General features: G+C 39.7%; 11 protein-coding genes, 1 riboswitch and 1 other annotated feature. Of the genes, 10 read left to right on the plus strand and 1 reads right to left on the minus strand.

Translation table 11 applies throughout. The features are described 5' to 3' along the window. Positions 1–4: 4 nt before the first annotated feature. Positions 5–2,641 carry a DNA gyrase subunit A gene (gene gyrA, locus BJK46_RS01020; protein WP_103263503.1) on the plus strand — a complete coding sequence of 879 codons (2,637 nt, stop codon included), beginning with the start codon at positions 5–7 and terminating at the stop codon, positions 2,639–2,641. Between the two features lie 251 nt (positions 2,642–2,892). On the opposite strand, the gene BJK46_RS01025 is transcribed toward gyrA, so the two are convergent. Further along, positions 2,893–3,708, minus strand: a complete 816-nt coding sequence (locus tag BJK46_RS01025; RefSeq protein WP_103263502.1) for an NAD(P)H-hydrate dehydratase — start codon at positions 3,706–3,708, stop codon at positions 2,893–2,895. Between the two features lie 349 nt (positions 3,709–4,057). Here BJK46_RS01025 and hutH point away from each other — a divergent pair, with 349 nt between their 5' ends. The 9 genes from hutH (at position 4,058) to BJK46_RS12350 (ending at position 13,573) form a co-directional block, all read left to right on the plus strand. Further along, positions 4,058–5,560 carry a histidine ammonia-lyase gene (gene hutH / locus BJK46_RS01030; protein ID WP_103263501.1) on the plus strand — a complete coding sequence of 501 codons (1,503 nt, stop codon included), beginning with the start codon at positions 4,058–4,060 and terminating at the stop codon, positions 5,558–5,560. Positions 5,561–5,609: 49 nt separating this feature from the next. Beyond that, positions 5,610–5,803, plus strand: a binding site (T-box leader). Between the two features lie 74 nt (positions 5,804–5,877). Beyond that, positions 5,878–7,158, plus strand: a complete 1,281-nt coding sequence (gene serS, locus BJK46_RS01035) for a serine--tRNA ligase (RefSeq protein ID WP_063278705.1) — start codon at positions 5,878–5,880, stop codon at positions 7,156–7,158. Between the two features lie 313 nt (positions 7,159–7,471). Continuing rightward, the gene (locus BJK46_RS01040; RefSeq protein WP_103263500.1) at positions 7,472–8,164 is read left to right on the plus strand and encodes an AzlC family ABC transporter permease; all 693 of its coding nucleotides are present in this window, start codon (positions 7,472–7,474) and stop codon (positions 8,162–8,164) included. Next, the gene (locus BJK46_RS01045; protein ID WP_014612672.1) at positions 8,161–8,490 is read left to right on the plus strand and encodes an AzlD domain-containing protein; all 330 of its coding nucleotides are present in this window, start codon (positions 8,161–8,163) and stop codon (positions 8,488–8,490) included. The genes BJK46_RS01040 and BJK46_RS01045 overlap by 4 nt, the downstream gene beginning before the upstream one ends. A 66-nt stretch (positions 8,491–8,556) precedes the next feature. Continuing rightward, a riboswitch (SAM riboswitch) is annotated at positions 8,557–8,661 on the plus strand. An 83-nt stretch (positions 8,662–8,744) separates the two neighbouring features. After that, the gene (metX, locus tag BJK46_RS01050; RefSeq protein ID WP_014612673.1) at positions 8,745–9,710 is read left to right on the plus strand and encodes a homoserine O-acetyltransferase MetX; all 966 of its coding nucleotides are present in this window, start codon (positions 8,745–8,747) and stop codon (positions 9,708–9,710) included. A gap of 231 nt (positions 9,711–9,941) precedes the next feature. Further along, on the plus strand, positions 9,942–10,853 hold the full coding sequence (locus tag BJK46_RS01055) for a DUF2232 domain-containing protein (protein WP_103263499.1): 912 nt from the start codon (positions 9,942–9,944) through the stop codon (positions 10,851–10,853). Between the two features lie 4 nt (positions 10,854–10,857). Further along, the gene (locus tag BJK46_RS01060; RefSeq protein WP_096536495.1) at positions 10,858–12,825 is read left to right on the plus strand and encodes a DHH family phosphoesterase; all 1,968 of its coding nucleotides are present in this window, start codon (positions 10,858–10,860) and stop codon (positions 12,823–12,825) included. Continuing rightward, positions 12,822–13,268 carry a 50S ribosomal protein L9 gene (gene rplI, locus BJK46_RS01065; RefSeq protein WP_014612676.1) on the plus strand — a complete coding sequence of 149 codons (447 nt, stop codon included), beginning with the start codon at positions 12,822–12,824 and terminating at the stop codon, positions 13,266–13,268. The genes BJK46_RS01060 and rplI overlap by 4 nt, the downstream gene beginning before the upstream one ends. Before the next feature lie 101 nt (positions 13,269–13,369). Continuing rightward, positions 13,370–13,573, plus strand: a complete 204-nt coding sequence (locus tag BJK46_RS12350) for a DUF6007 family protein (RefSeq protein ID WP_081248051.1) — start codon at positions 13,370–13,372, stop codon at positions 13,571–13,573. Positions 13,574–13,726 lie beyond the last annotated feature (153 nt).

Consider the following 13,726-nt stretch of genomic DNA (forward strand, 5'->3'; position numbering starts at 1 on the left):
CTTGATGGCTGAAACATCTGAATCAAGAATTAATGAACGTAATATCAGCAAAGAGATGCGCGAATCGTTTTTAGACTACGCGATGAGTGTTATCGTATCTCGTGCTTTGCCAGACGTAAGAGATGGTCTAAAACCTGTACATCGTCGTATTTTGTATGGCCTCAATGAACAAGGGATGACCCCTGACAAGCCGTATAAAAAATCTGCCCGTATCGTAGGGGATGTCATGGGGAAATACCATCCACATGGTGACTCGTCAATTTATGAAGCAATGGTACGTATGGCACAAGATTTCAGCTATCGTTATCCACTTGTAGATGGTCAAGGTAACTTCGGTTCGATGGATGGTGATGGTGCCGCGGCAATGCGTTATACAGAAGCACGTATGACAAAGCTTGCACTAGAATTATTACGCGACATCAATAAAGACACGATTGATTTTATCGACAACTATGACGGTAATGAGCGTGAACCGAGCGTCTTGCCATCGCGTTTCCCTAATTTGCTCGTCAATGGTGCCTCAGGTATCGCGGTTGGGATGGCGACCAATATCCCACCACACAACATGCGTGAAGTGATCGATGGCGTACTGAGTCTAAGTCATAATCCAGACATTACGATTAGTGAATTGATGGAAGACATTCAAGGCCCAGACTTCCCAACTGCCGGATTAATTCTTGGTAAAAGTGGGATTCGACGCGCATACGAAACAGGTCGCGGTTCTGTCATTATGAGAGCTAAAGCTGAAATTGAATCTCGTGGTGGCGGTCGTGATCGTATTGTCGTGACAGAAATTCCATTTCAAGTCAATAAAGCACGTATGATTGAAAAAATTGCGGAATTAGTTCGTGATAAAAAAATCGATGGCATTACGGATTTACGTGATGAAACGAGTTTACGTACAGGTGTGCGTGTCGTGATTGATGTGCGTAAAGATGCGAATGCGAGCGTCATTTTAAATAATTTATATAAACAAACACCACTTCAAACATCATTTGGGGTGAACATGATTGCTTTAGTCAATGGACGCCCTCAATTGATTAACCTGAAGCAAGCCCTTTATCATTACTTAGAGCATCAAAAAGAAGTTGTACGTCGTCGTACGGAATACAATTTGCGTAAAGCGAAAGACCGTGCCCACATTCTTGAAGGTCTAAGAATTGCCCTGGATCACATTGATGAAATCATTACAATCATTCGTGAATCAGAGACAGATAAAGTAGCAATGGAAAGTTTACAGTCACGCTTTGCTCTGTCAGAACGCCAAGCACAAGCGATTTTAGACATGCGTTTAAGACGTCTGACAGGCTTAGAACGCGACAAAATTGAACAAGAATATAATGATTTAATTGCGTATATTGCTGAATTAGAAGCGATTTTAGCGGATGAAGAAAAGCTATTAGAACTTGTCCGTGAAGAATTGACTGAGATTAAAGAGAAGTTTGGCGACGATCGTCGTACTGAAATTCAACTCGGTGGTATTGATCAATTAGAAGATGAAGATTTAATCCCAGAAGAGCAAATCGTTATCACATTGAGTCATAACAACTACATTAAACGTTTACCTGCTTCAACATACCGTGCGCAAAATCGTGGCGGTCGAGGCGTACAAGGCATGAATACACTTGATGACGATTTCGTAAGTCAGTTAGTGACGACAAGCACGCATGATCATGTGTTGTTCTTTACAAACAAAGGACGTGTCTACAAACTGAAAGGTTATGAAGTGCCGGAACTCTCCCGTCAGTCTAAAGGGATTCCAATTGTTAATGTGATTGAACTCGATCAAGATGAAGTGATTAGTACGATGATTGCGGTGAAAGACCTAGACTCTGAAGAAGACTTCCTCGTATTCGTAACGAAAAAAGGTTTAATTAAACGTTCAGCATTAAGCAACTTCAACCGTATTAATCGTAACGGTAAAATTGCTATCAAATTCCGTGATGATGATGAACTGATTGCTGTGCGTCTAACAGATGGCGAGAAACATATTCTTATCGGTACAGCCCAAGCGTCACTCATTCGTTTTAAAGAAACAGACGTACGTGCGATGAGCCGTATTGCTGCAGGGGTGAAAGGGATCCGTTTAAGAGACGGTGATGAAGTCATTGGTTTAGACGTTGCAGACGATGACAATCAAGATGAAATTCTAGTCGTGACAGAAAAAGGTTACGGTAAACGTACATCGATAGAAGACTACCGTCTGTCTAACCGTGGCGGTATGGGTGTGAAAACAGCGAAACTGACAGAACGAAATGGTCGACTCGTATGTATTACAACTGTAGAAGGCGACGAAGATTTAATGGTTGTGACAAACCAGGGTGTGATCATTCGTATGGAAGTCTCTAATATTTCTGTCAATGGTCGTATGGCGCAAGGTGTGCGTCTCATTCGATTAGATGAAGAACAATATGTGTCGACAGTGGCAAAAGTGAAGAAAGAGCCAGAAGACATCGAAGCGGATGAACATACAACCGCATCAGAGGCAAGTGATGATGTAGAAGTTGTTGTCGATGATGTGACTCCTGGCGATACGATTCACACGGAAGCCCCAGAACCAGAAGTATCACCAGAACGTGAAACATTAAGAGAAGACTTTATGGATCGCGTGAATGAAGATATTGAAAATGAAGATAAATAAATTATAAATTGAAAAGGCGATGGTCTCATGTCATTTAGAGATCATCGTCTTTTTCTTTGGTTACCTTGTTACCGTTAGATTGCTGAACGATGCGGCGCGTTCCCAAGGGTAGCATTTTAACTAGCCATCGCTTTGTTTGAATTGTACATGTGTAGTAGAAGCATGAATAACCAATCGATTTCCTTATTAAAACAAATAGACTCGGATCACATTGAAGTTTCCGAGTCTTTCTTCCTACGATTTGTAAAATATTATTTTTCTTCTAATTGCTTCATCGCATAAGGAATTTCATCAATAATTTTTGATGGGGGTACGACATACATATCCTTTGACAACTTATCGCCAATATAACTGTGCGTATAAGTTGCACTTGTAATTGCATCAATCACGTTGTCAAATTGTCCTACAAAGCTTGTAATCATGCCGGCAAGTGTATCACCCATGCCGCCTGTTGCCATCGCTGGGCTACCGACTTCAAGCTTGTATGCGTCATTTTCAAAGTATATTTCTGTACCGTGTTTTTTGAGCACGACCGTACCACCTAATCGATTAACTGCTGCACGGTTTGTTTCATATGTTTGTTCCTCAATCGGAATGCCGCTCAAACGCTCCCACTCTTTTTGATGTGGTGTGTAAATGACATTGCAAGCTGGAATTTCAGGTTTAAGCTTGCTTACGATTGAAATCGCATCACCATCCACAATTAAAGTGTGGTGGGGTTGAATATTTTGCAGTAAAAATGTCATTGCATTGTTACCTTTAAAATCTAACCCTAAACCTGGTCCGATTAAAATACAATCAGAAGCTTCAATCATTTTCGTTAGTTTTTTCGTATCGTTGATGTCAATGACCATTGCTTCAGGACAACGAGAATGTAATGCGACATGATTTGTTGGATGCGTTGCGACTGTAATTAAGCCACTTCCGCTGTATACACAAGCGCGTGCTGCTAACATGATTGCGCCACCTAAATTGGCATTGCCCCCAATTAACAGAATACGTCCATAGTCACCTTTATGTGTGTCATCCTTACGTTTAGGAATGTGAACAGCTGACAATGTTTTCACGTTTGAGACCTCCTATCTGGAATTTCCATTATTACAACAAGATATATTATACCTGGTTTGCTCGTTCGTCAATAGGCATTCTAAGGTTTCAATGTGACCCTTTGTGATAGCGCTACGCAAACGTGAGCGACTATGCATGTTCCCCTATTTTGTAGCCCTTTTATTTTTTTGAAAAAGTAACTTAAATTTCGATATTTGTTTAAGTGAGTTCATTTAGTACGTTAAAAGGTTAATTTGATACCATATTACGAGTTTGGCTGAAAGTATTGTGAAAACGATATCCTAAAACTATACTTGAAAGAAATAGACATTTTGTGTGTCACGTGATGAAGGAGATGGGAGGATTACAATGACATTACGTTTAACAGGCGAGCAGCTGACGATTGAGGCTATACGACAGTTTTTAGCATATGAGGATAAAGTAAAAGTGACTGAGGAAGCACAGGTGCGCGTGGAAAGAAGTCGTGCGATTGTGGAACGGATTATTGCCAATAAAGAGACCGTGTATGGGATTACAACAGGATTTGGTTTGTTTAGCGATGTACTGATTGATCAACAGAAGTATAATCAATTACAAGTCAATTTAATACGTTCACATGCGTGTGGTATCGGTGCACCTTTTGCATCGAATGTTTCGCTCGTGATGATGATTTTACGTTTAAATACTTTACTGAAAGGGCATTCAGGCGTGACGATGGAATTAGTGGATCAATTGGTGTTTTTCATCAATCAACGTATCATTCCTGTTATCCCACAACAAGGTTCTCTCGGTGCTTCGGGTGATTTAGCGCCATTGTCACACCTTGCCTTAGTGTTAATTGGTGAAGGTAAAGTTGAATACCAAGGTGAAGTTTTAGATAGCTCAGAGGTCTTAAAACAGTTGAACCGTAAGCCTTTAACGTTACAAGCGAAAGAAGGATTGGCACTGATTAATGGTACACAGGCGATGACAGCACAAGGGGTCATTTCATGGATAGAAACTGAAAATTTGGCATACCAAGCAGAATGGATTGCCGCGTTAACACATCAAGCGTTACATGGTATTACAGATGCTTATCATGAAGCGGTTCACCAAGTGCGTAACTTTGAAGAACAGACAGCTGTAGCAAGACGGATGTCAGACTGGCTTGAAGGATCCAAACTCACGACACGTCAAGGGGAAATGCGTGTTCAAGACCCTTATACATTGCGTTGTATTCCACAAATCCATGGTGCAAGCTTCCAAGTGTTTCAATACGTTCGTGAAAAGTTAGAATTTGAAATGAACGCAGCAAATGATAATCCGCTTATTTTTAATGAAGGTGATAAGACATTGGTCATTTCTGGCGGTAACTTCCACGGTCAACCTGTCGCATTCGCTTTGGATTTCTTAAAGCTTGGGACAAGTGAATTGGCAAACGTTGCGGAACGTCGTCTTGAACGTTTAGTCAATCCGCAACTCAATGGGGGTCTCCCTGCTTTTTTAAGTCCAGAACCAGGTTTGCAAAGTGGTGCGATGATTATGCAATATGCAGCAGCGAGTCTTGTATCAGAAAATAAAACATTGGCGCATCCGGCGAGTGTTGATTCGATTCCTTCATCCGCCAATCAAGAAGACCACGTATCAATGGGGACGATTGCGTCACGCCACGGCTATCAAATTTTAGAAAATACACGACGCGTCATTGCGATTGAAGCGATTATTGCGTCACAAGCAGTCGAAATAAGAGGGGTTGAACAATTGTCACCCAAAACACGTGAACAGTATGAAGCATTGCGTAAAATCGTGCCATCGATTCAAGAAGACCGACCATTTCATCAAGATATTGAAAATGTGGCGAAATATTTAAAGAATCTGGCGTATCAGAAATAAGCTTGCTATTCGAAATTTTCTTTGTTATATTAAATGTGAAATCGAAATAAATAATTGTTTGTGGATTAAGTAGTATAGCAATGGAATTAGAGAGTTTGTGGTCGGTGAAAACAAATGTACAGACCTATACGAAATCTACCCACGTTTTGAAAACAATTCGGGTGAAACCGTTAACTTTTGTGAGAGTGCAGGCATATTCTGTCTGTTAAATAGGGTGGCAACACGTCAAACCACGTCCCTTGTGTGAGGGATGTGGTTTTTTATTTTGAGTCATCCTCCTTAAATTTTTAAATTACTTTATGAAAGGAAGTCGACTTATGTTAGACATTAAATTATTTAGAAATGAGCCAGAGAGAGTTAAGGAGAAAATTGCGTTACGTCAAATGGATCCATCAGTTGTAGATGAAGTGTTAGCGTTAGACCAACAACGCCGTGATTACATACAACAAACTGAAGAATTAAAAGCAGAACGTAACAAAGCTTCTCAACAAATTGCTGAAAAGAAACGTAATAAAGAAAATGCGGATGATGCGATTAAAGCGCAACGTGAAGTAGGAGAAAAAATTAAAAATATCGATGCACAGTTAAAAGAAGCGGATACGAAATTAAATGACATCTTATCACGTATTCCAAACCTTATTCACGATGATGTGCCTGAAGGTGAAGATGATTCTGATAACGTAGAACTTAAAAGATGGGGGACACCACGTGAGTTCGACTTTGAAGCAAAAGCGCACTGGAACTTAGTAGAATCACTAGAAATGGCAGACTTTGATCGTGCCGCACGTGTGTCTGGTGCACGTTTCGTTTATTTAACGAATGACGGTGCTAAATTAGAGCGTGCATTAATGAACTTTATGATTACGATGCATACGACACAACATGGTTATCGCGAAATGATGGTACCACAGTTGGTGAATGCTAAAGCGATGTACGGTACAGGTCAATTACCTAAATTTGAAGAAGATTTGTTTAAAGTAGAAAAAGAAGGCTTATACACAATTCCAACTGCTGAAGTGCCTTTGACAAACTACTATAGAGACGAAATTGTACAGCCGGGGGTCTTACCAGCTAAGTTTACAGGTCAATCAGCATGTTTCAGAAGTGAAGCGGGATCAGCTGGCCGTGATACACGTGGCTTAATCCGTCTGCACCAATTCAATAAAGTTGAAATGGTGCGTATTGAAAAACCTGAAGATTCTTGGGATGCTTTAGAAGAAATGACATCAAATGCAGAAGCGATTCTTGAAGCATTGAACTTACCATACCGTCGTGTGATTTTATGTACAGGCGATATTGGTTTCGGTGCAAGTAAAACATATGACTTAGAAGTATGGTTACCAAGCTACAGTGACTATAAAGAAATTAGTTCATGTTCAAACTGTGTAGATTTCCAAGCGCGTCGTGCCAATATCCGTTTCAAACGTGATAAAGATGCCAAACCTGAATATGCACATACGTTAAATGGTTCAGGTTTAGCAGTAGGTCGTACATTTGCGGCGATTGTAGAGAACTATCAAAATGAAGATGGTACGATTACAGTGCCTGAAGCGTTAGTCCCATTCATGGGTGGTCAAACAGTTATCAAACCGCTTTAAGATAAAATGGACGTTACAAACAACCCAATATAGAATAGCTGAAATCAAAACAGGAGGTCGTATTTTTAATATGTGACCTCCTGTTTTTTTAGCATGTGAAGAGGGTAGGGGGGGTAAAAAGTAATCAAAATAACAAAATAAGACGCACCTCATCAATTATTATCTCAATATTCTAAAATTAACATAAAAAGCCATAATATCATCATTTCTAGACGGTAGGTTATACTGAGGGATGAATGAGGTGAGACTTACTTTATAGCAAGATGGTATATGTTGTACTATAATAAGAATAATTTTCAAGGGGGGAGTCTCAATGCCTTACACTACATTTAAACAAGGCATCCGCGATTGTCTCCCTACTGTACTAGGCTATGCTGGGGTAGGCTTTTCATTTGGAATTGTGAGTCTCGCATCAGGCTTCAACATTTTAGAAATATTGCTGCTCTCATTACTCGTTTATGCAGGGGCAGCACAATTTATTATTATTGCGCTCATTGCCGTACAAACGCCGATCTGGGTCATTGTGCTCACTGCGATGATTGTCAATAGCCGTATGTTTTTATTAAGCATGACATTGGCGCCGAATTTCAAACATGATCATTTCATACATAGGGTAGGGGTAGGGTCTTTGTTGACGGATGAGACATTTGCTGTTGCAATCACGCCTTATTCGAAAGGACATACGATGACATATCAGTGGATGTATGGCTTAAATCTACTGGCCTACTTATTTTGGGCATTGGTTACTGTGCTCGGTGGATTGTTAGGTGACTTTTTCCAACATCCAGAAGTATTTGGATTGGACTACGCGATCACTGCGATGTTTATCTTTTTAGCAATTTCACAATTTGAGGGCATTACGAAATCGAAATTACGTGTGTATCTCTATTTAGTTGCAATCGTCATTGTTATGATGTTACTACTCAGTTTGTTTTTACCTTCGTATTTAGCAATTTTACTTGCATCGACTTTAAGTGCGACGATAGGGATGGTGATTGACCGATGAGCATGTACGTATTTTGGACGATTTTTTTAGCAGGACTTGGGACTTTACTCATCAGAATCACACCTTTTGTCATGATTTCACGTATGGAACTGTCTGACAAGGTGCTTAAGTGGCTGACGTTTATTCCGATTACATTATTTACTGCATTAGTGGTCGATGGGTTCATTCAGCAACAAGAAGGCATGATGGGTTATACATTGAATTGGCACTTTATCATCGCGCTCATTCCGACGCTTATCATTGCTTTTTGGACGAGACGTTTAACGATAACAGTCATTGTCGGTATGGTGAGTGTGGCACTGTTGAGAATTATCGGATTATTCTAACAATCATTTGCATACGTGATAGGTTTGCGGTATGATTAAAGACACAACATAACTTTATTAAAAATAAGCTTATTAAGAGAAGTTGAGGGATTTGGCCCAGTGACACTTCAGCAACCACTTATCGTTATAAGTACGGTGCTACAACCAACCACGTTATGTGGATGATAAGTTCATTTAAAAACTGACTTATAAACGTTGTATAGCCGTCAAAGGTTGTACAACTTTTTTAATTTTTAGAGGGAGGGTAGACTGAAATGGTGAATTATCGCGTGGACACATTAGCATTAGGTGCATTTACGACAGAATCAGGTGAAACGATTGAAAATTTGAAGCTTCAGTATGAATATGTAGGTTATCCTGGCCAGCCACTCGTCGTCGTATGTCATGCGTTGACAGGTAACCATCTCACTTATGGGACAGAAGACAATCCAGGGTGGTGGCGAGAGATTATTGATGGGGGGTACATGCCAGTTCATGATTACCAGTTTTTGACATTTAATGTCATTGGTAGTCCGTTTGGGTCGAGTTCTCGTTTAACAGATCCCAACTTCCCACAAAAACTCACCTTGCGAGATATTGTGCGTGCTCTCGAAAAAGGCATTGAAGCACTCGGTCATCAAAAAATAGACATTCTCATCGGAGGCTCTTTAGGTGGCATGCAAGTAATGGAGCTCCTCTACAATCAAAAGTTCGAAGTGAAAAAGGCAGTCATTTTAGCAGCTACTGAAAAGACATCTTCTTATAGTCGGGCGTTTAATGAAATAGCGAGACAAGCCATCCATTTAGCGGGAGAAGAAGGATTAAGTATCGCGCGGCAACTCGGCTTTTTAACGTACCGGTCCTCTAAAAGTTATGACGCCCGCTTCACACCTGATGAAGTCGTGTTATATCAAAAGCACCAAGGCGATAAATTTAAAGAACAGTTTGATTTGCAATGTTATTTAACACTTCTTGATGTGTTAGACAGTCATGACATTCACCATGGTAGAGATGATGTCGCAAACGTATTCCAATCATTAGACACGAAAGTTCTCACGCTCGGCTTTACAGATGACTTGCTGTATCCAGATGACCAAGTCGCTGCGTTAGGCTGTTATTTCAAATATCATCGCCATTTCTTTGTGCCTGATAATGTAGGACATGATGGCTTTTTATTGAATTTTAATGATTGGGCGCCGTACCTGTATCATTTCCTAAAAGTTTCACGATTTAGACGCTAACTTTAGACGAAAACGTTACATTTTTGTTATAATTACGTCAACTAAGAATACTAGACAAGAAGCTATATTTTAGGGATAATAGCTAAAATATAGCTTTTCTAATGTGTTCAAGAAAGTGACGTTTTGTAATTCAATTGTAAGACGCGTGAAATCATGTGGCGCAAATTGTATTCATATTACAAAGCCTGTAAAATAGAATTTATAGACTATAATAGTTTGGAAGTGGCGTCTTTGTTTTCGAAAATTAATCCTAAAGCAACCCTAATCAGCATTGTGGCGTTGTTAGTGGTGACTTTAGTTATACATGTTATGCCTGGATTAGCAATCATTTTGGCATGCTTTAGTTTAATCCCAGGTATCGTTTTATGGTACCAATCTAAGCATTCGTTTGGCTTAGTCGCACTTATTGCGATTATTCTCTCAACGCTCACAGGCAACGTTTTTGTGATGGCATTTTTAATCATTATTTTAGTTTTAAGTATGGTCATCAGTCAGTTATTAATCCAACGTGCATCTAAAGAGCGCATCTTATATTTAACGACATTCGTGGCAAGTGTTTTAACATTAAGTGCGATGATGATTTTACAAACTTTGAAAAAAATCCCGTATGCTGACGATTTATTGCAACCGTATCGTGCAATAATGCATCAAGCTGCAGAGTTAGAAAATTTAGATCAACAAGCTCAAGAGATTTTAAACAATTCGATTCAACAACTCGCAATACAGTTGCCGGGGATGATTGTAGTAGCGATTGCTATTTACGTGTTCATTACATTGCTCATCATTTTCCCGATTTTACGTAAGTTCAAAGTGGCAACACCTGTATTTCGCCCACTATTTTTCTGGCAAATGAAGCGTTCAGTTTTCATTATGTATGCATTGGCATTATTAACAACGATTACAACACAACCTGCCACTACGCCGAACAGCATTGGCATTAATTTCCAAATCGTTTTAGGGTTCTTATTAGTGATTCAAGGTTTAAGTTTTATTCATTTCTTTGCATCTATTAAAAGAATGCCCGGCGCATTAAAAGTGATTTTAGTGATTGTCGGTGTACTGTTTTATCCAATGACACGCCTCATTGGTTTACTCGATTTGGGGTTGAATTTAAAACGTATGATAAAAAACGATAAGAGGTGACAAGATGAATCGTCATTCAATGAAGAAAGCGTTGATCGTACCTTTTTTAGTGATTACCGTTACAGCAATCATCATTGTAGGTCTATCCTTTTTCTTTAATCAGTGGCTTGCGTTTATCGCTGCTATCCTGTTATTTGTCATGCTCATTATCAGTGTCTTTATTTTTAGACGTTTCTATCGTTATTTAGATCGTTATTTAGATGATTTGAGTGGCAAAATATCAGTAGGTAGTGATCGTGCAGTCAAAACAATGCCACTAGGTTTGATTGTGTTAAATGAAAATGACCAAATTGAGTGGGTCAACCCTTTCATGTCAGAGCGGATTGAAAGGAATGTCATTTCAGATCCAATCAATGAAGTGTACCCGAATATTTTAAAGCAACTCGAAAAGGCGAAAGAAATCGAAATAGCAGATGGTGCGTATGCCTATCGTGTCCGTTATTCAGAAAAAGAACATATTTTGTATTTTATAGATATGACGGAAGAAGCCACCATCCAACAAGCGTACGATGATCAACAGCCGATTATTGCAACATTATTTTTAGATAACTATGACGAAATTACACAAAATATGAACGATACACAACGTTCTGAAATCAACTCGATGGTGACACGTGTCATTAGTCGTTGGGCACAAGAACATAATGTGTATTTCAAGCGTTATAGTTCCGATCAATTTATTGCTTATTTGAATCGTCGTATTTTACGTGAATTAGAAGAGACAAAGTTTGATATTTTAAGCCAGCTTCGTGAAAAAAGTGTCGGTTATCGTGCACAACTCACTTTAAGTATCGGTGTCGGTGAAGGCTCAGAAAACTTAATTGACCTGGGTGAATTGTCACAATCTGGTCTTGATCTCGCGTTAGGTCGTGGTGGTGACCAAGTTGCGATTAAAAATATGAATGGCAACGTCCGTTTTTATGGCGGTAAGACTGACCCGATGGAAAAACGTACTCGTGTGAGAGCGCGTGTCATTTCCCATGCGTTGAAAGATATCCTATTAGAAGGCGACAAAGTCATCGTGATGGGACATAAACGCCCAGACTTAGATGCGATTGGTGCGGCGATTGGTGTGACCCGATTTGCGATGATGAACAACTTGGAAGCGTATATCGTGTTAAATGAGTCTGACATCGACCCTACATTACGTCGTGTGATGGATGAAATCGATGAAAAGCCTGAATTGAAGGAGCGCTTTGTGACGTCCGATGATGCATGGAATATGATGACATCTCGTACAACACTTGTCGTCGTTGATACGCATAAACCGGAAATGGTCATTGACGAGAACATTTTAAATAAAGCCAATCGTAAAGTGGTCATTGATCATCACCGTCGTGGCGAAAGCTTTATCTCAAGTCCGTTACTCGTCTACATGGAGCCATATGCAAGCTCTACCGCAGAACTTGTCACAGAGCTACTCGAGTATCAACCGACTGAACAACGCTTAACACGCTTAGAATCGACTGTGATGTATGCAGGTATCATCGTTGATACACGTAACTTTACATTGCGTACAGGCTCGCGTACATTTGATGCAGCAAGTTATCTCCGTGCGCATGGAGCCGATACAATCTTAACGCAACATTTCTTAAAAGATGATATTGAGACGTATATTAACCGTTCAGAGTTGATTCGTACGGTGAAATTACAAGAGAATGGTATCGCAATCGCACATGGTCCGGATGACAAAATCTATCATCCTGTGACCGTAGCCCAAGCAGCAGATGAGTTGTTGAGTCTTGATGGCGTGGAAGCGGCGTATGTCGTTGCGCGTCGTGAAGAAAATCTCATTGGTATGTCTGCCCGTTCACTTGGCGAATTCAACGTCCAACTCACTATGGAAGCGTTGGGCGGTGGCGGTCATCTCACAAACGCTGCAACGCAACTAGAGGGCGTGACTGTTGAAGCGGCTATCGAAAAGTTACAACAAGCGATTAATGAACAATTGGATAGGAGTGACGAATCATGAAAGTGATTTTTACACAAGATGTTAAAGGTAAAGGGAAACAAGGTGAAGTTAAAGACGTGCCAGTCGGTTATGCGAACAACTTCTTAATCAAAAATGGTTATGCTGTTGAAGCAACACCAGGGAACTTGAAACAATTAGAACAAAAAAATAAACGTATTGAAAAAGACAAACAACAAGAGCTTGAAGATGCAAAAGCGTTAAAAGAACGTTTAGCAGCGCTTGAAGTTGAAGTGAAAGCGAAATCGGGTGAAGGCGGTAAATTGTTCGGTTCTATTAGTACGAAACAAATCGCTGAAGCATTGAAAGCGCAACATGATATTAAGATCGATAAACGTAAAATGGAATTGCCACACGGTATTCACGCGTTAGGTTATACGAATGTGCCTGTGAAACTGCATAAAGAGGTAGAAGGTACGATTCGTGTGCATACTGTAGAGCAATAATGATAGGGTTGTGAAGAAAGCTGGTGCAAAGGTCACCGGCTTTTTTCATACATCATTTGTAATACTATAGAGTAAAAGCGGTTTAAAAAGGATTTGATAAAATGGAGAATATATCTAAAGAATTAAAAAGATATGTGTGGGTTTATATCATCTCTATGATTCCAATGTCCTTCATTATCAGAGTTTTACCTAAAGACAGTCTTTTTGAAATAATCATGTCACTTATCATTGTGGTGCTATCTTCTATTGGTTTATCAACTGTGGTGATTTACAGCTTATATTTGATAAAGAAAAGGAAGTCATAAAGCGTATGATGTGTATGTTAAATTCATGAATTTTAAGACATGTGCGTATATCAGCAATTTACATTTTTGAACATGCTGAATCATGTATTGTGATTCGGTTTAGGTTATTATAGAATATGTTAAGTATATGTCATGAAAGTGAGGAGGTCATTG

Origin of the sequence: Staphylococcus pseudintermedius (genome assembly GCF_001792775.2) — a bacterium.
GTDB lineage: Bacteria > Bacillota > Bacilli > Staphylococcales > Staphylococcaceae > Staphylococcus > Staphylococcus pseudintermedius.